This window comes from Sphingobacterium sp. UBA7253 (assembly GCF_002472745.1).
In the GTDB taxonomy this organism is placed as follows: Bacteria; Bacteroidota; Bacteroidia; order Sphingobacteriales; family Sphingobacteriaceae; genus Sphingobacterium; species Sphingobacterium siyangense.
The window spans coordinates 1-25,359 of the sequence record NZ_DKSP01000150.1; the positions used below are offsets into that span (position 1 = coordinate 1).

The window sequence follows — 25,359 nt, forward strand, 5'->3', positions numbered from 1 at the left end:
TGGTCAATGCAGATTCGCCTTTTTCATTTACTGCATTTACGTTCTTCGCTTTAGCAAGTAGCAGCTCGACCAATTTAGCATCCTTACCACTAGCAGCCACCATAAGCGCTGTATTTCCTTCGTTGTCCGCTTTTGCGACATCTACACCTTTATCCAAAAAATAATTGATCACGGCCATATCTGGTCTGCGAACTAAAGCATGCAGCACTGTCGCTCCTTCTTTATTTACAGCCTTGGGATCCAATTTGAACTTTTCAACCAAATAGGTATAAACCGACAAACCATTCGATGCTTGTCTGGAACCCTGAGTCGCAAAAAATAACGCATTATTGGTTGGTTTTACGCCACGGGCGATGAATTTCTCCATGAGCTCGGTATTTCCAAGTTTAGCCGCATAATCCGTCACTGTACGGCCCGACTCGTCTTTATCTTGAATAGATAATCCTTTTTTAATGAAATAATCCGTCAATGCAAGGTCCTTGTCTGCAGACGCTGCAAGCATCATTAATGTAGCACCACCTTCATATTTTTGCTTGGGATTCACACCCGCTTTAAACAAAGCATCATAAACGGCAGTATTTGTATTTCCTGTCGAAGCTGCATAAGCAATAATTGGGTAACCATGGCTATCTTGGTAATTGACATCCGATCCTTTTGCAATTAAAAACTCGACAAGCTCCGCATTTCCACTTGACGCTGCCCAGTGTAAATAACTACGGCTGTGATGCGTCTTCTTCGTTACACTATTCCCTTCTTGTTCGATCATAAACTTGACAACATCCGTCGGAGCGCCATTTAATATCGCCATTGTGACTGGATCAAAGGATGCCGCATTAGGCTGAGAAGGGCTATTTCCTTTGCTGATTTCTTCTTTAACAATTGTCAAGGTAGGTTTACCTTTCCAAAACTCGCCGTTCATTAACGAATTTGTTTGCGCCTGTGCATAAGTTGCAGCGAATAATAAAGCTGCTAAAAGTGTCTTTTTCATCCTTTTATTTGTCTTTTGAAGTTGATGAAGTAACATGGCCTATTCATTCCCACTCAATTATTCGGCAAATTGAGCTACAGTCATACGATAACTTGGGTCGAAATACATCGTGCTGGTTTCATCAGAATATAAGTGTAAATGCGTATATTTTAAGAACAAGGGAGCTTTCCGAATTCGATTTTGTACAACAATTTCTGCATACAGAGAAGCCCATGTTTAAAATAGAATAACTAGTTTATTTAAATTAATTCTAAATTAATGCAAATCTAAAAAATATTCCCAAACCACAAAAATTAATCGTGCTAATTTTCATTGATCAACTGCCCTTAAAGCCTTTCGGTCTCATCCGAACAAAATCGGAAAGAAGATTGTTAAACTTGCAAATGCACTAAAATTATCTTAGTTTACTTAAAATAAAGAGGTATAATGAGCAAGGTAGCATCCAATTTTTATACAATCAGCGCGACGACTGAAAATGAACATAAAATTTTCTATCGTTTGTATGTACCCGACGACAATCAGATAGTAGCAACAATACTCCTGGTACATGGCATGCAGGAACATAGTGGTCGGTATGAAGAATTGGCCAATTATCTGACTACACAGAATTTTGCGGTTTTAACCTACGATCAATTGGGTCATGGAAAGACAGCTCTAGATGCCGATCAATTGGGGTATTTTAAACAGCATGGGGCTAAAGAACAACTCATTGATGACGCCATTACAATGAGTAATTTCTTGAGAAAAACATATCCGCAACCGCCTCAATTTATTTTAGGGCATTCCATGGGATCCTTTGTCACACGCTGCGTTTTACAAAAAATTGGCCAGCAATATAAGGGGGCCATTATCGTGGGGACAGGCCAACGTCAAAAAGGTTCCACAGCTTTTCGCCTTTTACTCACTCTTCTCAATAGTATTGCCCCAAAAAGAAGAAGTAAATTGATCAACCGTATTTTTGACAGGCGTAATAATGCTCGATTTAAGAACGAGCCCAACCAAAATAACAGCAATTGGTTAAGCGTAAGCAAGACAAACCGTATTTCATTTTTGGAAGATCCACTTTGTGGGGGATTGTTTACCAACAATGGATTTCATACCGTGTTAGATCTTTCCTTGCAAGCGACAGATATCGAAGCTACCAAGAATATCCCAAAAAATCTTCCAATTGTATTTATCAGCGGACAGGATGATCCAATTGGAGATTTTGGAATGGGCGTTGAAAAGAGCGTAGCGCAGTTAATTGCACAGGGGCAGACCGACATAACCATTAAATTATATCCAGGCATGCGGCATGAAATTTTAAATGAAGACTGCAAAATGGAGGTATTCCAGTTCATCAGTACCTGGCTTCATCGCCATTTAGTTTAGTTCCGGCTGTAATATTTCCGAATAGGCTCATCTAAATATTTAAAGACCAATAAAGCTAAAAAAATCAACGACAGCATTCCAATTATAATAATCACAGCCATTTGCTTATTCGATGGGCGATGGAGCTCCACATAGCTCATAAAAATCCAGATAAATGGATAATGAATGATATAGAGCGGATAGGAAATATCACCTAAGAACTTGCATAACTTCCTGACCCCTCCAAAAACAGGTAGTCCTCCTATCCCCAGCATGAGCAATAAAGGAAAATAAAAGATAACGACAATAGGATCGATGTACTTACCATAAACATCAGAAAACGGAATGAAAAATACGACAGCAAGCAGACCAAGAACACTGAAAAAAGGAAGCTTGTTCGAAATAGTCCAGTTCGACCTAAAAATAAGTAGTCCCATTGAAAATGAAAACCATAAACGGATTCCCCCAGCCCAAAAATTATCTGCCCCAAAACCTACAGCTAAATAGCCGGAACGAAATGATTCGGCACATAGCGCTGCCGCACCGAGGAGCACTATTCCCCAAAGAACCTTTTTTGGAATCCGTACCAGTATCAAAGCATAGGCTATATTGGCGATATATTCCCAAAATAGCGACCATGTAGGTGGGTTTAAATGAAAAAGATTAAAATATCGCTCTGGTACAGCTGGGTATGGAATCAACGTTATCCCACTAATGAACATCCCTATCTTCTGTAAGACGGAAAATGAGCTGGCCAAATTACTGAATGGGTCGTAAATAAATGCAAATAAACCAATTAATGTACCGATTATAACCAATGGGTGCAATCTTAGCAAACGCAAAAGAAAGAATCGTTTTAGACCAATTGTAACCAGCTTCTGATCGTAGGCATAGGCAATTACAAAACCCGATAAACAAAAGAAGAAATCAACGGCTAAATAGCTATGTGGAATAAAATTATTGCGATAATCCGGTTGTGCAATTTCCATAAAGTGAAACAGTACGACTGCAATTGCGGCCACCCCACGCATGGCGTCAAGAAGTTCAAAATGTTTCTTCGTTTGATGTATCATATTTTTTATGGACAGCGAAAATCCAGGCCCACAAAGGTAGGCCTCTGCTGCTAGCTATTGAAAATTCTATTTAAAATTAAACGTTGGGGCCCGTTGCGCTGCAACACTGCTGGTTGCCCCTTCAATTTTGGGCCAGTCCTTATCCCAGATAATCTGATCCAAAAATAGCATCCGACGATTTCCCCCCGTCGCAACACGAGGCTGCTTTGGGTCCATGCCATGATAGAGTATCCAATCTTTTCCCTTATCGTCTGTAATAATGCGCGAAGTATGACCTGTCCCCACAAATTGATCATTTCCCTTTAACAACAACGTTCCACTCCCCCGCTGTGTAAGATTACGCCCCTCTTGATCGGTATAAGGTCCCTTCAGCTTGCGAGAGCGACCCACAAGAACATGATAACTGCTTTTTTCTCCTTCACAACAGGAGCCTTTGGATCCGATAAAGTAGTAATATCCTTTCCGTTTATGGATCACCACAGCTTCAAAATCCCCAGCAGCAACTTTAAATTTTTTAGTTAAATCGGGTACCGCAGTCCCATTTTCATCGAGTTCAACACCATATGTTCCCTGCGTATTCGCATCACTAAAACTACCCCAGAACAGATAATTCTGCCCATTTTCTGTAAAAAAATAAGGGTCTATTGAATTAGGTACATCGATCTCCTTGCTATCAAAAAGTTTACCTTGATCGATAAAGGGGCCTTCCGGTCTATCGGCTAGGGCTACACCGATACCGGGGTTGGGGTCTCCCCATGTTGAATAAGCATAATATAAGATATACTTACCATTTAACCGCACCACATCTGGTGCCCAGATTCCCCCCTCGGCTTTCCAGCTCGGTTTTGAGCTGAAGGCCGTTCCAATCCAGGTCCAATGAGCAAGATCAGCCGATTGTAGAATAGACACCAAACGCTGTCCCTTTCCATCGCCCCAATTGTCGGCTGTCCCGTATGCGTAGAACATTTTGCTCTGAGGATCTCTAACGACTGTAGGATCAGCAAGTATAGGCTCAAAAACCGGATTGCTGTAGGTCTTATGCTGAGCCGTAGCATTTGTTATTTGACCAGACTGCTTAACTGAACCTGGAGAGCTTCCGCAGGAGCTCAACAAGTTCAGTACGACAACTCCGCCGATCCAATATCTGAACAACATTGCATTCAACATCTTATTATTTTTTTATATTATTTTCTTCATCACAGGAAAAGCTATTTTGCTTTTCCCAATTTCTCTTCCAACATTTTGATAAAATAGCCCCCAACAACGGATCTTGCTTTAAATCCAGCTCTCTTAGGACGGTCTGTATACGTCCAATCCGACATGGGAACACGGTCTGTTGTTTCGTTCATAAAATGGTAGACTGGCTTTAAAAATGCCTCAAAGGTAGGCTTGTCATTTGCCATGGTCGCCGTCCAAATAATCCAATCGGTTTTGGTATAAGGCTGACGATTGTCCAGGGGAAGTCCGTATTTATTTTGTTTGCCGAGATAGTATTTAATTTCAGTTTCACGAATAGAGGGGTCAAAAATATCCATCTTAAGCAATTTATCCCAGACCATATTATACTTTTGGCTCCAGGTTCCGGTTTTATCAAAAGTCAACTTATAGTGATCCCCATCTTCAGCCATCTCTTTCCATTTCATAGCCATTGCCTTTGCTTCGGTCAGATACTTTTTCGCCGTAGCCTCTTCACCAAGCATTTGGGCTAGATAACCGTAAGATGCAATACCTAAAATAGCTTTAATTGATAAATTGGCATTATGCGCAAAATGGCCCGCGAAATCATCTGTGCACAATTGATTTTCGGGGTCAAGACCTTTATCTACTAAATAATCTACCCAGGTAGACAACACTTTCCAATGTTTTTTGGCATAAGCGGCATTTCCTTCGACCTTCGCTAAAGCATAAGTTAATATCAACATATTTCCCGATTCTTCGACAGGCATATCTCCACCGTAAGTTTGGCCATTCGCCAAAGGATAGGTCCCAACATCATGTGCAGCAAAAGGTTTTGTCCACTTATTGCTTTCACTATAATAAAAAATGGCGTTCATTAGTGCTTTTGCCAGTTCCGGATTATAGTAAAGGAAAATCGGAGCCGAAGGATAGGTTACATCAACAGTTCCTATTGACCCATTGCTGTCATTTTCTTTAGACAGTAAAAGCAGATCGCCATTGGGTGCTTTTACAAGTTTATGAGCGGCGATTGCCTGCCTATAGGCCAAGGCACATAATGCAGCATAGTCCTCACCTCCGTTGCGCAAAGCTGTAGCCCATAATTCGGCATCAAATTTATCAGCAGCCTTTTTGAGAGCAGTATACTCTTTGTCGGCCAGTTCAAATTGTTTCTCAATGGAACTATTTCCATTGGTATTCCAATAAGGTCGTAAATTTTGTCCAAAATATTGGATGGAGTACAGGTCATCATACCCCAACAAGATCTTATCCTGGTAGCTTGATGAGACATCAAAAGTTTGCATCAGCGCCAATTGTTGTCCTCCATTTGAAGAAGAGCTATTTTCACTCTTCAGAAAATTAGACCGTAATTGATGGCTACTTCCGACCGCGGACTTTGTCTTTGATTTTGCACCAGCCATATAGAAATACCCCCAATCTATCCGTAGGTCGTCACCTTTCCTTCCTAGAACCTGCTGGCTTTTGCTTCCTGTCTTTACAAACTGGAGATTTCCTGAAACAAAGGAACTGCTTGCAGCATCTTGAAGTGGAGAATTCAGTGCCCAATTTGGTGCTGCCTCCAAATAAAGTTGTACCTGGTGTTCCTTGCCGTCCTTCGCATGGACCGTATAGGAAAGATAATTTACGGGTCTAGCCATTAAGTCCAATTTATCCAGAAACATCGGTGCAGTAAATGTAATATTTAAATCGACCGGCCCGCAGTTAAACGAATAATGTGTTTGTGTTGCCTGCACATTGGAAGCGATCTGCTTCGCTTCATTGTCGAATTGAATACTACCTTCTTTTTCTGTAAAGAGTCCAAAATCAAAATATCCATTAGCTACCCTATTATAGCAATAACCCGCGAGTATATTTTTTCCTTTCTTCAATGTTTTTACGACATGATCGGGCAGCTTGACCCGACTATTTTTACCTGTCGAATTGCCTGTATTAGCAACCTCAATACCGTTGACGTACAAAATAGCGTCATCGTCATGTGTAAATTCGATATATACGGATTTGCCTGTAAGATCCTCACTCAGGTCAACTTCTCTTCTAATCCAAATTTTAGGTTCCTGCCAATCAGTCTCCACATTGGGTTCTTTATCCTTGGTACCAAATGGCGCTGCCCCCGTCTTCCATTGCCGTGCATCAAATGAAGGTTTCATCCAGTCTGGGGCGGGTTCATTGACAACATAACTTCCGGTCCAAGCCGCATGTTCACCCATCCGTGCCAAAGGCAAGAGCTCAGCTTCTTCTTTACCTAAGAAGCGATAGGGTTTCCCATCCACTTTAAGGACGCCCAATAAGGGGAAGGATTTTCCGGTCCAATGGCGTACAACATCCGCATTCAATTCGTTGCTATACGACCAGGCACTTGTATTGGGGTCAATTGTTACTAAAGGATAGGCAGGCGCGCGAAGATCATTCTTAAGGATTTGTTTTTGTGCAAACGACGATACCGATTGACATACAATAGCCGTTGCAATTAGTAATTTTAATTTCATTGATTTTGTATAAAACAGGTTTAGGTTGACAGGTATACTTTCAGCGATAAATTTAGGCCGCACCCCGTGTTGCGGCCATATCGCTATCAATTATTTGGTAGGTGCATTATAAAGCGCCTGATGTGCAGCTTTTAATTCTGCTTCAGGCATTTTGACAACTTTACGATCATAGGTCATCAAACCATTTGTTTCTACTTCCACATCTGTTGTTTGTGTATAAACAGCGGCAGACAATCCCATAGGAATTAGACGTGTCAAGTCATGGATCAGACGTTTATAGCGCTCCAATAATTCCGTTTTATTTTTAAAACTTTGGTATCCCCAGTTGTCTTTTTGTTGCCAGGAGTGCCCATCGATCGGTAATCCCAGACCACCAAATTCACCCAAAGCAAGCACTTGTTTAGCGCCGAATAAATTTGGATCAGGCATGGCTGCATCGGGATAATTGTGGATATCCAAGATATGTCCAGTTTCCATAAAGTTACCACCGCTGGCACTATTTACGAGTCTTGAAGGGTCATTGGCCATTGTCCATTCCGTTATTTCCTTCGTTTTGAATTGCCCCCAAGCCTCATTAAAAGGTACCCAAATGACGATGCTTGGATAGTTGTGCAACACTTCCATAATGGTTTTCCACTCTTTTCTGTAATACCCTTCAGATTCCTGCGAACGTACTTTATCCCTATTTCCTCCCGAAATCTTTCCCGGTTGCATATCCCAATGATTTCCCCCAAGATCGCCGCTAGGCATATCTTGCCAGACAAGCATACCTATACTATCGCAGTAACGGTACCAGCGCGCCGGTTCAACTTTGATATGTTTACGGATCATATTGAATCCCATTTCCTTTGTTTTGACAACATCAAACTTCAGCGCTTCATCCGTAGGTGCTGTATGTAGACCATCTGGCCACCAGCCTTGATCCAATGGACCATATTGGAAAGTAAACTTATTGTTTAGCATTAAACGTTGAACGCCATTTTCGTCTTTCTGCATGGCTATTTTCCGCATGGCAAAATAGCTTTTCGCCTGATCTACGACTTTTCCTTTTCGAATCAGCTGAATTTCTAGATCATAGAGCTTAGGGTTACTTGGGGACCATGGCTCCAGATTAGGTACCGAAAGATCGAACGATGTATTCGGTTGTCCTGTTTGTTCTTTAATAACCTTTCCGCCATCCAATGCACGCACCTTTATTTCGTCACCGGCTTGACTTCCTTCTACGGAAGCCTGAAAGGCCAAGACTCCATCATCCAAACGCGGAGTCTGTTTGGTACTCACGATGTAAGTTTGGGGGACACTTTCTAACCAAACGGTCTGCCAAATTCCCGTCACTGGTGTATACCATATACCATTCGGCTTATTCACCTGTTTACCCCTGGGTTGTGGACCATCATCAGTCGGATCCCATACCCGAATGGCTATTTCCTGTTTTGCGCCTTTCTTTAGAAAGCTTGTCACGTCCATCGAAAATGGATCAAAACCACCTTCATGTCTTCCGACCAATTGGTTATTTACATACACATCACATTGCCAATCTACGGCACCGAAATGCAACAGGACCTTATTTTTGTTGACAGACTTGTCCAATGTTATGGTATTATTATACCATAACGCTTTATCTTTTCCGACCTCTTTACCAACACCGGACAATGCCGATTCAATAGCAAAAGGAACAAGGATATTGCCGTCCCATTGACGAGGAATCTCTTTAGTACCTACTGGAGTGACAGCATATTTCCATAGTCCATTTAAATTCTGCCAGTTATTGGTTCTGGTTAATTGCGGTCTAGGATATTCAGAATGTGGCTTTTGTGCCGTTACTTTCTCGCCCCAAGGGGTTAATATATGTGACCCTGCGGGTTTCCAATCCTGAGCAAAGTTCAATTGTGCTGCCATCATCAAACTGGCAAAAAGTAAGGTTTTCTTCATCATAAAAAATCGTTAAGTCATTAATTTATATATCGTATTTACATTATTTCACAGTTGGAAAAGCAGCAATGCGCAAACGTGCTGCTCCCATGGGAATCAATTCAACTTCCTGCACCTCGCCCTTGCTTTCCACCGGACTCAGGGGCAATACGCCCGTTAGTCCATTTTCATCAATTTTCCAGCCATCAATACGTTTCGCTTTCACAAGAATCGAAATAGGTACTGCTTCTGCCTCAAAAGGAAATGCATCTTTAGGCCATGGTCGTTTGATCACTTTTAGTTGGTCAACAGCTTGTAGCTGATTTTGTACAAGTCCATAATTCCAGTCACTTGCAGGAAGGATTTCATAGGATGGCCATTTTGATGGATCTGCAGTCTCCTGCCATTTAGAATCCCCAATTGCCGAAGCCTTACTATCCTTTTTCACATAATTCTCTTTGATTTTGAGTGCATAGGTCAGTGGTCCACGCTGGATACTAACTGAATTTTTATTGGCAGTCCATGTTTTCAGATCTATGGTCATCGGCAAGGAGAGTTCGACCTTGTCGCCGTCTTTCCATTTCCGTTCAATCCGAATATATTTTGCTCCAGCTTCTAGAGCCTGACTTTTACCATTAACCGTTACTTTGGCTTGTTTCGCCCAGGCAGGTATACGGAGATAAAAGGGAAAATCAACCGTTTTAGCCTGTGTTCCTATTTCAAATCGCAGCGATTCTTCAAATGGGTAATTGGATTCTTGTCTAATCTGAATGGCTTGATTGTTTCCGACTTTGATTTCAGCTTTTGATGCGGCATAAAGTACTGCCGCAACACCATTATCATTTGTTGCCATATACAGATGCTCCGCGTAATATGGCCAGCCCTGACTGTGGTTATGTTGACAACAACGTGAACTGAAAGGGTTCATCATTAAAAATGGCCCATTATTATCAATCCCGGGAGAATGATTATGGCTATCGCTGATAGTCATATTAGGGCTCGTGATATAGCGTAATGCTTTAAAATCGGCTGTCACAGCTGCTGGGTAGGTATTAAAAGCAACTTCCTCCGCATGATCCGCCCAAAAAGGATCGCCTGTTATCCCGAGAAGGATTTCATTGGAAGCCATCTGCTCCACCATTCCACAGGTTTCCACACCCTGACGGGGATCGGTATATCCCGGACGTGCATTTTCATCGGCACCGAACATGCCGCCCGGAACCTGACCAAATACTTGTCTGACAAAATGAAAATTATCGTAGGTTGCGTTAAGATCTGCAGTCGACTGGCTTTTCAGATAATAGGTTGCTGGCTCTCTAAAACACTGCGCTACGTTGACATTATGCCAATTGGGCAAATCATCTTTCTGCCGCCAATTGGCTGTATTCCGATGGATTTTATCCGCTAAATCCATCAACCATTCATTACCTTGTGTTCTGTTATAGAGCCAATATACGGATAGCAAATTGTCACCACCACGACTGTTTTCCCAATAATCCTTGAGAAAAAAACTATCCGGCAAATTGGCCTGCCATTTAAAATAATTGGTCATCAACGTTAAAACACGCTGGTCACCGCTATATTCATAATAGGACTGCAAACACCATAGCATCAACATATTTCCCCAAAGATCCGGTTTGTTATTACGTAGGATCAATGGTCCAAAGTATCCATCAGGACGCTGGCTTTTTAGCGCAGCCTCTAACCAAATTTTTGACTCTCCTATTATCTTAGGATCTTTTAAGATGTAGCCCAAATTAGCGTAGCCTTTTAACCAATAAGGAACTTCTTCCCAGCCATAATCTCCTTTCCCATCCGTACTTAACCAAGCGTTATTTTTCTTCGATAGCCAAGCGCTAATTTCTCCCAGATGGCCTGTAAGACCATCTTTCTGCAGCTCCAGATACTTCCCGAGCCAACCTTCCGGGACGATACTGCCCACGGGTAATTTTAGCAAGGCATTCTGTCTTAAAGGAGCCCTATTATTCAGATATTGCGTATTCTTTCCGGTTAATGGTAATTGGTCTACAGCTGTTGCTATTCCCGTTTGTGCAGTCGTAACAAGACCGATGCCCATTAATAGGCTTAAAAAGCTAAATTTTTTGATCATTGTTATTTCAATTTCTTAGGTGAACTATCGTATAGCGCCTCGGTGATACCGCTTATCTTCAAGCCCACGCGCGCATACACTGCAGCATTCTTGGTCAAAATATCTTTGATATCCAGCTCCAGATCGACATGCCCCGAACTAATTCCAGTTTTTTCCATCTTATAAGTATATTGACCCAAATCCACGAATTTTGTATCATTGACCAACAAGGTGGCAAAATCAATCGTTCTTGAAGCATCTATTGTCTTGACGTCAAAAGAAGCTTTCAGCATATTCCCTTGAACATTATAGGTAATATTACTCATGGTATAATAAGGTTTAACCGGGTACTCGATGCTTGTATTGCCCCTCACATCAACCAGCACTGTATCCGCACTATTCAGCCAGGGGCCATTTCCGCTGGTTGCCACCAATTTGTACTGCCCGTCGAAGAGTTTTGCCGCAAATGAACCGTCCTGCGTCACATACACATTAATAGCAGATCGAAGCGGAAAACCATCTTGCCATAGCTGAAGTGAAACGGACTGGTTTGATCCTCTTACTCCTAGAGGTTCTGAATTGTAGGTTACACGACCGTTCAGTGTACTTTTAGGGGCATCATAGTTATCTTTGCCACAAGCAAATACACCTACGATCAAACACAAACTTACTATTAATTTACAAAAAAAAGTTTTCATAAGGATAATGCTATTGATAAGGATTTCGAACTAACTTCGGATTGTTATTAATCCAATCTTGATCGATGAAATTATAATAGTTCTGATATTTAAAATTTCGTGGATAGAGCGTATGACTCGATTTCTGTTTCTCAAAAACCCATTTACCATCGTTCGGATCCCCCGGAGCATATATTTTGTATGGAAATAGGGCATAGTGTACCGCATTGTAATTATCAGCGCTTCCGTTCCAGATTTCATGGGCAATCCGCAAACGCTTCAGATCCCAATAACGATGATCTTCGAAGGCAAATTCAACCCGGCGCTCCTGAATAATATCATTCAGGGAAATGGTTGTCAATGCCTGTATCCCCGCACGCTCCCTAATCTTATTGACATATCCCGTCAACTCGGCTTGCGGTTTACCAAGTTCAAGCCCCGCCTCTGCAGCGATCAACAAAAATTCAGCATAACGGAAGCGCACAAACCAAATATCCGACCCACGCCCACGAGTAGAGGCATCTTTATTTTCGTCGATAAATTTCCGGATATTAAATCCAGTTTTGTTGACATACATATCGTTGGAAGTCGTAGGTCCATCTTTGCTTGTAATAATTCCTCCGAATTTGGAATCTGAAGTACCGGGTATTGCGGTCATCGTCTTCCAAACACCTCCTTCTTTATATCTAACGCCTGCTTGGTAAGTGATTTTGGTACCAGCAAAATCAGCACCAGAGTAAATCACAGTACCATACAGACGCGCGTCCTTATGGGCGAATATCTCTTCGGGATTGTTATAGTAAATGTAATCTCCCGTAGCAGTCTTCGTTTTCAATGCTCCATTTCGATCATCTGTATATTCAAATGCTTCCACCAAATTTAAAACAGGCGTAACAAAATTGGCATCAATATCTCCACGGACGGATGAGGCAATGTTATTGTTGGTGAAAAAATGTGTTTCACCTGGATACGCATAATCCTTGGCCCAAATAACTTCATTGCTACTTGATTTTGAACTTACAGCAAGATAGAAGTTCTTTCCTTTATCGGCATTTCCATTATAGAGGGCATAAGGGCTATTATTGATAATATCCAATGCTGATTCGTAAGCAATCTCGTAATATTTATTGGCGTCCGCCGCAGGGATTCCCACCTCGTTACCTGCTGTTTTGACGTCTGGCGTTTTATAGTTATACTTCGCTATTGAGGCGGCGTATAGACTGGCCCGCGCCTTAAGTGCCAAAGCTGTCCATTTATTAGCTCTAGCTGAATTTATGGTTTTCTCTGTACCGAGCATTTTAGCGGCTTCGGTACATTCGTTAATCACGTAATTATAACTCTCTGCTTCTGTTGATCGCGGTGTCTGCAACTCTGCTGGATCCATGCCGCCAGTATAATCATAGATCTTATCACCCACCAAAGGAACTCCGCCCAAACGCTTGATCATATTAAAGTAGGTCCAAGCACGAATAAATCTGGCCTCGCCTTCGATGCTCTTTTTATTATTTTCGTCCAATGATGATTGACGAACACCTACGATAAATTGATTCAGATTGCGAATCAGTTCATAATCGTACATACGCCAAAAGTCATTCGGAAATTCCTGCATCGTATTGGGGCCACCGCTTGAAAATCCTGCCTCATCTAACATCGCAAAAGATCCATTGTCTCCAAATTGCTGTCCCCAGCTAATCCGCCCATAATAATTCGCTAGAACAGATTTTATCATATTCTGATCCGAAAATATCTGATCGTCGGTAAAAATAGCCTGTGATTCCCGTTCCAAAAATTTATTGCAGCTTGAAAATGTACATACGAGACATACACCCAATAAAATAACGTTCTTATTTATCATCTTATTAAAAAGTTAAGGTAACACCAACGTTTATAACTTTGTTTGTTGGGTACTGAACGCCCGAATCACTTGTGATTTCTGGATCGATCTTCATATCACCCAAATTATCTATGCTAAACAGATTCTGCATCATGGTATATATCCTCAATTTCTGAATTCCTCGAGGTTTCATCCATTTCTCCGGTAAAGTATATCCGATCTGCAGGTTTCTTAATTTCAAATAGTTGACATTGGTAAGCCAGAAGTCGCTATGCCAATAATTACTATGATCTCTATTTCCTTTAATTAATGTAGGGTACTTTCCTGGGATCAAGGCACTATTTGGATCCGTAATATCGCTCAGCATCCACTGGTTTTCCATATAGTATTGCGGATTGTTGCCACCATCATGGAAAGGGAAAACAGCTTCATAACTGGGATTAAAAGAAGCAAAAGCTGCTCCGGTGAAATCCATTGCCAAATCAAATCCCTTAAATTGGCCGCCAAGGTTAATTCCGTAATTGAAATAAGGAAGACCGCCTTGTCGATATCCGATTGGCCGTTCATCCAGCTCATTGATCACTTTATCGCCATTAATATCTTCATACTTAATATCACCCGGCCGTAATGATGAGTTACCTTTACGGTCATTGTCTATATCATAATTGGCAATTTCTTCCCACGACTGGAATTGTCCAATGGAATGTAATCCCCAATTGAGAAAGGCATAACGGTCATAGATCGATTTTCGATATTGATCCAAAGAGTTTCCAAAACGTGGTTTATATTGTTCGCCGTCAGTTTGCCGTGCGAAAGTGAAATTACCGCCTACGAAATAGTTAAATCCATTGACGCTACTCCGCCACATTAATGATCCATCGATACCTTGATGAATATCCGAATTCAGATTTTCATAAGGTAAACTAAAGCCTACTTCATTCGGTATCAATACATCTTCTCGCTTGGCAGGCAGTCCTGTTCTTTTTCGACGGAAGACATCTACCGAACCTGTTAATTTACCTTTTAGTGTACTAAAGTCCAAACCAACATTTAGCATATGGGCCTGAATCCAAGAAAGCGTTTTAACGGGAAGGCCACGTGCTTGAGAACCGATAACATACTTCCCGTCAATTGTCGAACCGACGATATTTTGATAGCCATCACGGACTGGTTTTCGGAAATAATTATATCCACTTAGATAACCAAAAGCAAAATATTCCCAGGCATCCAAATTATCATCGCCCAATACACCGTAAGATCCCCTTAACTTCACATCGTCAAATACCTTTCTCATACCTTCAGACCAGAACTTTTCAGATGAAACACGCCAGCCTGCAGATACCGAAGGGAAAAATCCCCATCGGCTTCCTGGCGCGAATTTCCATGAACCGTCATAGCGCGAAGAAAGCTCCAAAAGATACTTCTGGTCATAATCATAATTGACCCGCCCTGCAAAACCGGCTCTCGCCTGGGTATTCACTCCAGTATCATTGTAGGTGTCCATCGTCTGAAAATAGATCAAACTCAAGGCATTAGAGGCTGGACGATCGTGTACATAAACATCTGGATTATCCCTTTTTATGGACTCCGCAGCAAGCACAGCATTGATTCCATGTTTGCCGAATCGCTTGTTATAATTTAAGGTAAATTGGGTTGAGATTTCTTCAACCTGCGAAATAGATCTCTCCCGCCAAGGGTTGTCCATGCTAAAAGTTACCGGGTACGTATCTGTCTTCTCATCGTAGCCATATAGTTTATAGGTAAACTCCTGATTATCCATCCATTTATTGGCCAAATAATAGCCTACTGTTCCCTTAGCGATCAAATCATTTGTGATCTTATATTCCGCATTAAAATTTAACTGCATCACCCGCCATTTTTCCTGATAAGTACCGGACAGATCATAATTCAGCATCGCAAAGTTAGTTTCCGCATTGGGCGATGTCTGCGTTGGATATAAAGGATTGTCGTTGGCAAAAGGCCGTGCAGTAGGCAGGTTGCGATATATCGCAAATAAAGCCTGCCAAGTATCGTCAGCACCAGGTACGCCCGGTTGTTTGCGCTGTTCGATCCGCCCATTCAAATTAGCACCAATCTTTAATCGTTTTGATACGTTCGCGTCAATATTCATCTGCACATTGGTACGATTGAAGCCGCCGTAATTACGAATGATGGACTGCTGGTCCAGATGCCCTACACTCAGGTAATAATTAATTTTTTCGGACCCACCACTGACATTACCCGAGATATAAGTTTGTGGGCTAGTTTTGAGAATATAATCATACCAATCAAAAGGACGATATCCCTTCTCGGTACCTTGTTGCCATTTTTCGAGATCTGCCAACGTATATTGTGGATGTTCAGTTCCGAGAATAGCATCAGACTGAATATAGCTTTTGATATAAGTACTGGCATCGGCTGGCTTGGGAAAACGAAACATACTCTGCCAGCCATAATATGAATTGATATTAAAGGTATTATTATCGCCACGCTTCCCCTTCTTTGTCGTCACCACAACAACGCCGTTGGCAGCACGCACACCATAAATAGCAGCAGACGCATCCTTTAATACCGAAACCGATTCAATATCATTGAAATCTAAATTATTGAACTGCCCTTCATCCTTTTGAACACCGTCGATCACATATAAGGGTGTCCCCATATTGCGGATACTAATTCCTGTTGGAGCTCCAGGACGCCCATCCGACATCCTGCTGTTAACACCGGCGATCTTCCCTACTAAGGCTCCAGACGTTGTTGTAGCAACAGATCTGGAGATATCCTGAGAAGAAATTGCGGTGATTGCACCGGTAACGGATTCTTTCTTCTGCGTACCGTAACCTACAACGACCACTTCATCAATGCGCGAATTTTCATCTTCCAAAGTGATTGCCAAGTCAGCGATTGCCATCACTTCTTTGGAAAGGTAGCCTACAGATCTTATGGTCAAAAGTTCACCGGCATTGACACCTGTCAAGTTAAAATTACCTTTGGCATCTGTTGAGACTGCAATATTGGGTTTGGATTTCAATGCGACCGTCGCTCCTACAATAGGATTGCCATCCTTATCCTTAACAACCCCTTTTATTGCTTTTTGCAACTCGATCCCCCCTGGAGAAACTGGAATTAAATTAGCTCCCTTTGCTAAGGGGATAAAACTGCTCGCACAGCAGAGCAATGTAGCAGATATTGGCAGACATTTAAGACCCTTAAACATACCTAGATTGATTAGTTTGTATAATTGATTTGTCCAAAATTAAGATATATTCAATCGTACAGACTTTCGTTTTTTCTCAAAAAACTGCCTATTTGTATCAAAGAAATAAAATAGACCTAAAACGTTTTAAGGTCTATTAAAAAGAGAAAGTACACCTCTTTTCAGTGGTGTACTTTCAAACCAATCATTATTAAATATGTATTATTTTACCGAAAAACGATACAGGGATTTCGTTTGATAAACTTGCCCGGGGTTTAGGACGGTTGTTGGAAAATTGAGCTGATTTGGGGCATCCGGAAAATGCTGCGGTTCGAGGCAAAAGGCGGTACGAAAGGAGTCTTTTTTCCCGTTCTTCAATTGCACTTGTTCATTCATAAAATTACCGCTATAAAATTGTATTCCAGGTTCTGCAGTCAGAATATCCATAACAATACCCGATTTATCTCCAATCACATGGGCTGCTTTGTACCAATCGCCATCTTTCTCCTTGCTTAAGACAAAGTTGTGATCATAGCCCTTTCCAAAGCTCAGTTGCTGATCATTGGCATTAATATCTTTTCCTATTGGTTTCAAGGTTGTAAAATCAAAAGCTGTTCCCTTTACCGGTGCTAATTGCCCTGTTGGTATTAGTGTACTATCCACTGGTGTGTATTCATTCGCAAACAATTGAAGCTGATGATCCAGAATTGTACCGCTTCCCTCACCATTTAAATTAAAGTAAGCATGGTTGGTCAAATTGATCACCGTCTTTTTATCGGAAGTAGCACGATAGGCAATCATCAATTCATTATTATCGTTAAGCGTATAAGTCACTTCCATCTGGATGTTTCCTGGAAAACCCTCGAGTCCATCAGGTAAGGTGTAAGCAAAAGTAAGAGACGATTTATCTGACGATTTTAATGTCCAATTGGCAAAATGCACACCTTTAAAACCTCCATGCAGTGTATTAGGACCGTTATTTACCGCCAATGTATAGGTTTTATCATCCAACTTAAATTTTCCCTTAGCAATCCGATTACCAAAAGGCCCTACAATAGTACCAAAAAATGGTTCTTTGGGATTATTATAATCAGCCGCTTTAGAAAAACCCAAAACAACATCGCATAACTCCCCCTTATTGTCAGGCACCCATAATCCCACTAAACGTGCACCAAAATTGGTAAAATAAGCTTGTACGCCATTTTTATTGCTCAGTTCATATAGATAAGCCTGTTTTTGATCAATAGTTCCGCTGAACTGTGCGTTATCCATGTAGGCCGATAAAGAATCTGCTTTTGAAGTTTTGGAACCAGTCGATTGCTGACAAGACACACAAAATGCCAGCATTGCAGAAAGACCAAGCAAGGTCAATTTTCCTCTCATTCGTAATATTTTAAATGGTTTATAATCTTTGTTTAGATAGAACATACGTCCTTTTCTAGATTTTTTATAATTTTAACGCTTACAATATATAAGCTAAAGTCTTAATTTTTTCAGAAATTTTAAGATTAAATTGTTTCATTTTAGCACTATTTTGTATCAATAACCAAATGATCATGATCAACCTAAAGCCTTTACGTCTTCTATTTTTTCTGTTGCTCCCCGCGTTGCTCCATGCACAGCCTTATTATTTCAATCATTATCAAATCAATGAAGGATTGTCTAACAATGCTGTCATTTGTAGTATGCAAGATAGTCAGGGCTTTCTTTGGTTCGGTACAAAAGATGGGTTAAATCGTTTTGATGGTAATAATTTCAAACATTTTGATGCATCAAAATCTGGAAAAAATAGTCTGGGGGGCAATAATATCATTTCATTGAAAGAAGATTTTCGAAAGAGAATTTGGATTGGTACAGATCAGGGAATCTATTGTTACAACCCCGTCGATGAACAATTTAGACTGCTGAGTAAACAATTTGAAAATGCGGACGTCCCTGTTATTATTACCGATCAACGCAAAAGGATCTGGTTTATATCAAATGGAATGCTCTATTGCCATGATTTAGTTAGTCATGCAATTCAACAATTTACAAAATCAGATCTCTACACTACGTCCATCAGCTGCACAAAAAATGGAGCGGTATTTTTTGGAACTCCTGAAGGCAAAATCTTCCAAATAGGTCCTTCCGGAAAACCCGTACTCATGCTTGACTTTCAAGCAAAATATGGTGCTAAGGATTGGTTTAGTATTGAGAAAATAATGGAAAACCGCGACGGAGACTTATTGATTGGTACTTCAAAAACTGGTGTTTATTGCTATCGCTTTCAAGATAAATCCCTTAAGTCTATCCTTGGACCAGATCAACTGCATCAATTTCTCTATGTCAGAGATATTATACAGCCAAATGATCATGAATATTGGTTTGCAACAGAATCTGGCCTCTTCATTTATCAAATTGCTAGCCGACGTTACATCAACATTCAGAAAGAACAAGAAAACCCTTGGGGTATATCTGACAATGCCATTTATAACATCCTACAGGATAAGGATGAGGGTATTTGGCTGGGAACCTATTTTGGTGGGATCAACTATTATCATAAGAACAATAGTATCATCGAAAAATTCCTCCCACAAGATCGCCCCGGGGGCCTAAAAGGCTCTGTTGTACGCATTATCAAAAAAGATATCGATCAGAATATATGGATAGGCACCGAAAATGGAGGACTATCTAAACTGGACCCTAAGTCGGGTAATATCCAAAACTTTTCCGATAAGCAGGGGAATCTGGCAAACAATAATATCCATGGCGTTCTTCCTATTGGTGATAAACTACTGATCGGCACCTTCGTCAATGGCCTGGACATATTTTCGCCAAAGCTTCAAAAAGTCATTTATCACATCGATCGCAATAACAATGCAACCCCTTCTGATCTACAAAGCAATTTTCTATTTTATCTCTATAAAACTCGAAAAGGAGACATTATAGCTGCATCAACTCGTGGCTTATACCGGTTTAACTTTGAAAAAAAGTCTTTTCACCTCATTGATAATGTCCCCGAATACATGTTTTACACGACTATTTTGGAAGATAAAGAGGGAAATATCTGGGTAGGTACATGGCGCGATGGGCTATTTTGCTATAATCCGACCACACGTTATTTCAAACATTATACACATCATCAGAATGACCCCAATTCTTTGCCTAACAATAGGGTCAATAGTCTATTTGAGGATTCAAAAAATCAAATTTGGATCGCCACTGAAGGTGGAATGGCTAAGAAGAAATTAAATCAGGACAGTTTTGAAAACATTGGCCTGGAAGAAGGAATGCCCAGTAACGTAACGCTCGCATTTTTAGAAGACAAACAACAGAATCTCTGGGTAAGTACCTCTAAAGGGCTGGTACGCTATCATCTGCCCAATGGCAGAAAACGGATCTTCAACTTGGAGTCAGGCCTACCGACGATTCAGTTCAATTACAATTCATCTTTTGATGACGACAATGGGAACTTCTATTTCGGTACCATCAATGGCCTTATACGTTTCAATCCGGAAAAACTAAACCAAATTAACTATAAGAATCAAATACCGATTTATATCACTAATTTTTACATCAACAATAGAGCGATCAATCAATATACCGATGCAAGTATTTTATCCAAATCAATCTTATTCACAAAAAATATCAAACTAAAACACGACGAATCATCCTTCAGTCTTGATTTTGCGGCATTACACTACCAAGCCCCCCATTCTATTCACTATAGTTATAAAATGGATGGTCTTGACGACAATTGGATAGACATTACAAGCAATCAACGCGCTTATTTCACCAAGTTAGCTCCCGGTAATTACGTTTTTACCGTAAAAGCGGAGGATCCAAATGGTAACACAATACCCACCTTTGCTAGTCTTAAAATCACGATTCTTCCTCCTATTTGGGCAAGTATACCAGCTTTTGTTTGCTACGCACTAATCCTTATGGGGCTCATTGTATTTGTGATTCATCATTTCAATGAAAAGATCAAGCAACGCAATCGACAACACCTTCTAACCGTACAAAATCTACGTGAGCAAGAACTCTACCGTTCAAAAATCAATTTTTACACCGATGTTGCCCATGAAATACGCACACCGTTGACATTGATCAAAGCCCCCTTAGAGAAGCTTATGGATAAGGTAGATCACAATCCTGTAACAGACAAGCTATTATTGACCATGCAGAACAATACGGAGAAGTTGATTGCGCTTAGTAACCAATTACTGGATTTTAGACAGGTTGAAACGGAAGGATTCAAATTACACTTTGAGTCAGAAAACATAAGCCAAACGGTTCAGGAAATCATCAACAATTTTACGGTCACACTCCAGGCACAGGGAAAGCAGATTGTGTCACACATTATGCCGGATATTATAGGTCAGGTCGATATCGACGCATTCGACAAGATTTGTTACAACTTATTGAATAATGCCCTTAAATATTCTTCATCCTATATTGAAGTGAATTTGAATATGGATAAACAGAAAAATATCTTTATATTGACCGTGAAAAACGACGGAGCTTTAATTCCTTCAGAAGAAAGGGAAAGAATTTTTGAACCATTCAATCGTTTAAAGCAAAATAAGAATGTTCCCGGAAGTGGTCTAGGCTTGGCATTGACAAGATCCCTAACCTTAAAACACCAAGGTACCTTGTTATATAGTACAAACGACCTCCAATTGAACGTATTTAGCTTGACGTTACCTTTGAATCACAATACAAACCCATAATTATGAATGCCAAATCCAATTTATTATTAGTAGATGATCATACCGAACTGCTTGAATTTATTGCGGATGATCTCAATGAAGATTATCAGATAACAACGAGTTCTAATGGAAGAGAAGCCCTAGATTTATTAGCCTCTGAATATTTCGATCTGATCGTAAGTGATGTAATGATGCCAGAAATGGATGGTTTTGAGCTCTGTCAAAAAATTAAGGAAGATATCGCTTATGCACATATTCCAGTTATACTTTTGACAGCAAAAAATAGTATTGAATCAAAAATTCAGGGTTTAGAATTTGGTGCCGACGCTTACATTGAAAAACCTTTTTCGCCCGCTTTTTTAAGAGCACAAATAGCCAGTTTATTAAAGAATAGAGTTAAGGTCAAGGAGTTTTTTATTAAAAATCCGATGTCACAAATCCAACAGATCGGGCAAAATCAAAGTGAACAAGAGTTCTTGCTGAAGATTGAAGAAATCATTATGCAACATCTCGATGATCCCCAGTTTAATGTCGATAGAATGGCCGATATTCTCTGCATGAGCAGACCTACACTCTATCGCAAAATCAATGTGGTATCCAGCCTATCACCCAATGAACTGATTAATTTAACTCGGCTCAGAAAAGCAGCAGAACTGCTTATTCAAAAACAATATAAAGTTTACGAAATTTCTAATTTATTGGGCTACAGTTCCGCTACTCATTTCTCACGTAATTTCCAAAAGCAGTTTGGCCAAAGTCCTACCGAATTTCAGGACGCTCAAACTGCTTTATCTAAATCTTAACCCAGCAAATAATCATATCTGAATAAAAATAGGTGTCCGTCCAAGCGTGCACCTATTTTGTTGATTCAACTTGGGCAAGTGTTGCATACTGTGCTGCATAAGTGAACATAAACATTCCTTCCAAATCATTCTTACTTTTATCATTTGCCCAGCCTCCGAGCAAGTCATTCGGCAGAAATCCATCTTTCAAGAAGTGGGTATAGCCGTAATCCAAGTTATCCTGAAAAGATTTTGCATACAGTCCAGCCTTGCTATAATTGGGAAATATAGCGGTATATCCTCTTAACAACACGCCGTTAAACCAATTATTAAAACCATCTGTCGCATAGGTATAGTGCTCAGGAATCTGCTGCCCTAACTTTCCAAAATAAGTAAAAGTCGCATCGGCCAGTTTCTTGCCATCTTCTAAATATCTTTTTGCTTTCGTAACACGATATAAGTCGGCGGCTCCAGAAATCATCGTTCCACTGTTATAGGAAAATGCCGTGCCGACCGCTTTTCTGAGCTCGGTATTTTTTCGATATTGTACACCGTTGACCGTTTCATAAGCTATCGAACAATCTGGAAAACAATCACCCATCATATCCGCATAAACACCTTTTTCATTAAGAAGATATGCCTTTTGCCAGTCATAAATCCTTTTAGCATAACGGAGATAAAAATCGCTCTTCTTCTCTTTTTTAGAAATACGAGTTAGTTTATCTTTCGGATCAATGGAATGCGCAACGATTTGATCTCCTTTCTTTTTATAGATTTCATACAATGCAACAAGCGGACTAATAATCGGTGCATTACTACAGGCATGCTTAGTTACATATCCTGGGCCCCATGGGATTCCACCATGCTCTTTCCCTTTCTCATCCAAAGTACAGTCCCAACCATCAAGAACATAAGCAGTAAGGTATTCAGCTTCTTGCAAATAGCGTTCTTGCCCAGTCAAATGATAAGCTTCCAATAATTCCCGTACTAGCCACATCTGATCATCATAGACATTCAGTACTCCCGTTACATTTGCTTTTCCTTTTTCTCGGACGCGATCGACAGCATACACCGTCCATTCTTTATGTTGTGTAAAAGATGTTAGCGTAAATGTCCCTAAATAATAAGCTGCATTTGCATGAAGCTTAGCCAATAAATCCACATAGCGGGAATAATACTTTCCGTAAAGCTCGGTATTACCTGCCTTTTGTTGCTTTTTCAAGCCGCTCAACACAGCATTTACAGCTTCTATGGAAGCAGAGTACATCCATACACTCGCTTTTTCTTCGGATCGAACCTGCGTAAATGGATTATAAAAACGATGCATTTTGAAATCTTCACCAGAAAAATAGACTTCCATTGACCGATCAATCAATTGGATCGCCCGTAAAAGATTCTGTTGGTTTTTATGTTGATCATGTACTGATCTTTGGCTGTGCAATTCTTGCGCACAAACCTGTTTTACACAGAGCGGTGATACTGACAGAGAAATTAGAGAGAGTGCCCAAAAAGGCCGGATGGAAAAGAATTTGATCATGACGTGGTTTTAAATTGATTAAGTAGTCTTTCATGCGCATTGGTAGAGCGTGATAACCGAGGTTGAAGATAAGCATTTTTCAGACAAAAAAAATCGCATTTTTTGAAATGCGATTAAAAAATATTTGCCCTTTAGCTTAGTTAACCAAGAACTTTCTCGGTCAACTAAGCTGCCACTGGCTGACGATGACGATTCACAAATTGCTTTTTCAATAGATACAATTTGTAATGGTCGTACAAACCAATGATTAAAAGAACAAAACAAACCACGTAAAATGTCTTATTCGATAAATAGGTGAATGAAATACCGCTCACAAGCCCTCCCATGACATAGGCTCCCACGATACTCAGCAGTAAATGGAATTTGTCGACCAATGTCTTATTGCTTCGGTTCGACTCCTTAGTGAACATCGAAATCAATATTGCTAAATCTGTCGTTAGCCCTGTCAAGTGTGTCGTTTTCACAACAGAATTCGATATGCTCGCTGTTAAACCATTTTGCAATCCCATTGCAAACAGCAATGCACCGACAAGTATCTCTGTTTCTTTCAAAGAATCTTCATAAAATACATCAAGATATATCCCGACAAATAATATACTCAGTATTTCCAATGCCAAAGGAATGGAATGTGTCAGATAGGAGCTAAAACGTCCTTTACCATGAATGATGATAAGATTCGAAAGCATACTCCCGACTAGAAAAAGTAAAATCCAAAATAGCACTACTGCACCTTGATACCAATTTCCTTTCGCAATCTCTTGCGCAAAAACCGCATAATAACCTGTTACATTGGATGTAAACGAGAAAAAGACAATGACAGATGCGACATTGACCATTCCCGCAGAGAATGCAGTTATTCCCCCTAATTTGATATTATCTTGAATCGTTCTATGATTGCTATATTTTCTCAGCATATTTTTCCTTTCCTCCTTTTTTCAGCACAATTCGTGCGATTCCTTTCGTCTGCATATCCAAGTTAAGATGCAGTATCAATTGGTTTTTATTCAATTTTTGTATGACAAAGCTCTCTATAAGCTCATCATTTTTCCGAAGCTCAAGGATATGGCCTCGTCCCTTCAAAAACCAATTGTATTGTTTGTCCTCATGATGGGCAATAAAATTTTTGTCACCCATTTTTTCAAAATGCCATAATCCATCCTGCAAGGGTGGAAGGTGAGCGATTGCAGCATCTTTTATTCCCTCATGGATAACCGCCTGTTTTTTGAACGTTGGAGACTTCTCCACTTTCTCAAAGTACCAACCTTGCTCTTCCCACTCTCCTTCTAAAAGCCGCTCGGGGTTTTCATAAAACATAACCATTGAACTAGCTCCTAAAAGCAAAAAGGACAACAAGACGAAGTTGAACCTTGCTAATATTTTTCTCTTAATAGTTAACATCCCATTTCTTGTTAAAAAATAAATCCGCCAAGACATTTCCTCCTGTTCTGTTTGTCCCAGGTCTTGCGACAATCGAGACATTCTTCTGTTTACTTTTACTCAAGTGAAGCAAAGCCTGTCCGACGTCGAAAAAATGCCGTGTTCTTCTTT

The 25,359-nt window shown here is 40.4% G+C and carries 16 protein-coding genes; 3 read left to right on the top strand and 13 right to left on the bottom strand.

The window, feature by feature from the left end; genetic code table 11:
- A partial coding sequence (locus tag B2X72_RS15600; protein ID WP_286850527.1) for an ankyrin repeat domain-containing protein occupies positions 1-988 on the bottom strand: 988 nt, incomplete at its 3' end.
- 426 nt (positions 989-1,414) lie between these two features.
- Here B2X72_RS15600 and B2X72_RS15605 point away from each other — a divergent pair.
- Positions 1,415-2,359, top strand: a complete 945-nt coding sequence (locus B2X72_RS15605) for an alpha/beta fold hydrolase (RefSeq protein ID WP_075993458.1) — start codon at positions 1,415-1,417, stop codon at positions 2,357-2,359.
- Here the strand turns inward: B2X72_RS15605 and B2X72_RS15610 are convergent.
- The 9 genes from B2X72_RS15610 to B2X72_RS15650 all read right to left on the bottom strand — a co-directional run bounded on the left by B2X72_RS15610 (position 2,356) and on the right by B2X72_RS15650 (position 18,184).
- Entirely contained in the window at positions 2,356-3,411 is a 1,056-nt protein-coding gene (locus B2X72_RS15610; RefSeq protein ID WP_088162265.1) for an acyltransferase family protein, read from the bottom strand. The two genes, B2X72_RS15605 and B2X72_RS15610, sit on opposite strands and share 4 nt — an antisense overlap.
- Before the next feature lie 66 nt (positions 3,412-3,477).
- Entirely contained in the window at positions 3,478-4,578 is a 1,101-nt protein-coding gene (locus B2X72_RS15615) for a family 43 glycosylhydrolase (protein ID WP_232475566.1), read from the bottom strand.
- Positions 4,579-4,619: 41 nt separating this feature from the next.
- A complete protein-coding gene (locus B2X72_RS15620) occupies positions 4,620-7,094 on the bottom strand; it encodes a glutaminase family protein (RefSeq protein WP_115050909.1) in 2,475 nt (824 codons plus the stop codon).
- Positions 7,095-7,184: 90 nt separating this feature from the next.
- Positions 7,185-9,029, bottom strand: a complete 1,845-nt coding sequence (locus tag B2X72_RS15625; protein WP_286850530.1) for a glycoside hydrolase family 2 protein — start codon at positions 9,027-9,029, stop codon at positions 7,185-7,187.
- Between the two features lie 40 nt (positions 9,030-9,069).
- Positions 9,070-11,115, bottom strand: a complete 2,046-nt coding sequence (locus tag B2X72_RS15630; protein WP_286850532.1) for a beta-L-arabinofuranosidase domain-containing protein — start codon at positions 11,113-11,115, stop codon at positions 9,070-9,072.
- Between the two features lie 2 nt (positions 11,116-11,117).
- Complete coding sequence (locus B2X72_RS15635) at positions 11,118-11,792, bottom strand: DUF3823 domain-containing protein (protein WP_088162269.1); 675 nt, start codon at positions 11,790-11,792, stop codon at positions 11,118-11,120.
- A 10-nt stretch (positions 11,793-11,802) separates the two neighbouring features.
- Positions 11,803-13,626: a RagB/SusD family nutrient uptake outer membrane protein gene (locus B2X72_RS15640; protein WP_088162270.1), complete on the bottom strand. Its 1,824-nt coding sequence runs from the start codon at positions 13,624-13,626 to the stop codon at positions 11,803-11,805.
- A 4-nt stretch (positions 13,627-13,630) separates the two neighbouring features.
- On the bottom strand, positions 13,631-16,822 hold the full coding sequence (locus B2X72_RS15645; protein ID WP_083663683.1) for a SusC/RagA family TonB-linked outer membrane protein: 3,192 nt from the start codon (positions 16,820-16,822) through the stop codon (positions 13,631-13,633).
- Between the two features lie 201 nt (positions 16,823-17,023).
- A complete protein-coding gene (locus tag B2X72_RS15650) occupies positions 17,024-18,184 on the bottom strand; it encodes an aldose epimerase family protein (RefSeq protein WP_286850535.1) in 1,161 nt (386 codons plus the stop codon).
- Between the two features lie 173 nt (positions 18,185-18,357).
- Here B2X72_RS15650 and B2X72_RS15655 point away from each other — a divergent pair, with 173 nt between their 5' ends.
- Both B2X72_RS15655 and B2X72_RS15660 read left to right on the top strand, forming a co-directional pair.
- Entirely contained in the window at positions 18,358-21,513 is a 3,156-nt protein-coding gene (locus B2X72_RS15655; RefSeq protein WP_286850538.1) for a sensor histidine kinase, read from the top strand.
- A gap of 2 nt (positions 21,514-21,515) precedes the next feature.
- On the top strand, positions 21,516-22,295 hold the full coding sequence (locus B2X72_RS15660) for a response regulator transcription factor (RefSeq protein ID WP_075993465.1): 780 nt from the start codon (positions 21,516-21,518) through the stop codon (positions 22,293-22,295).
- Positions 22,296-22,347: 52 nt separating this feature from the next.
- On the opposite strand, the gene B2X72_RS15665 is transcribed toward B2X72_RS15660, so the two are convergent.
- From B2X72_RS15665 to B2X72_RS15675, 3 genes are all read right to left on the bottom strand, one after another.
- Positions 22,348-23,811 (bottom strand): glycoside hydrolase family 76 protein, encoded by a 1,464-nt coding sequence (locus tag B2X72_RS15665; RefSeq protein WP_088162272.1) that lies wholly within the window; start codon positions 23,809-23,811, stop codon positions 22,348-22,350.
- Positions 23,812-23,975: 164 nt separating this feature from the next.
- Positions 23,976-24,725: a YoaK family protein gene (locus B2X72_RS15670; RefSeq protein ID WP_088162273.1), complete on the bottom strand. Its 750-nt coding sequence runs from the start codon at positions 24,723-24,725 to the stop codon at positions 23,976-23,978.
- Positions 24,709-25,209 (bottom strand): hypothetical protein, encoded by a 501-nt coding sequence (locus B2X72_RS15675; protein ID WP_075993468.1) that lies wholly within the window; start codon positions 25,207-25,209, stop codon positions 24,709-24,711. The genes B2X72_RS15670 and B2X72_RS15675 overlap by 17 nt, the downstream gene beginning before the upstream one ends.
- Positions 25,210-25,359: the final 150 nt, after the last annotated feature.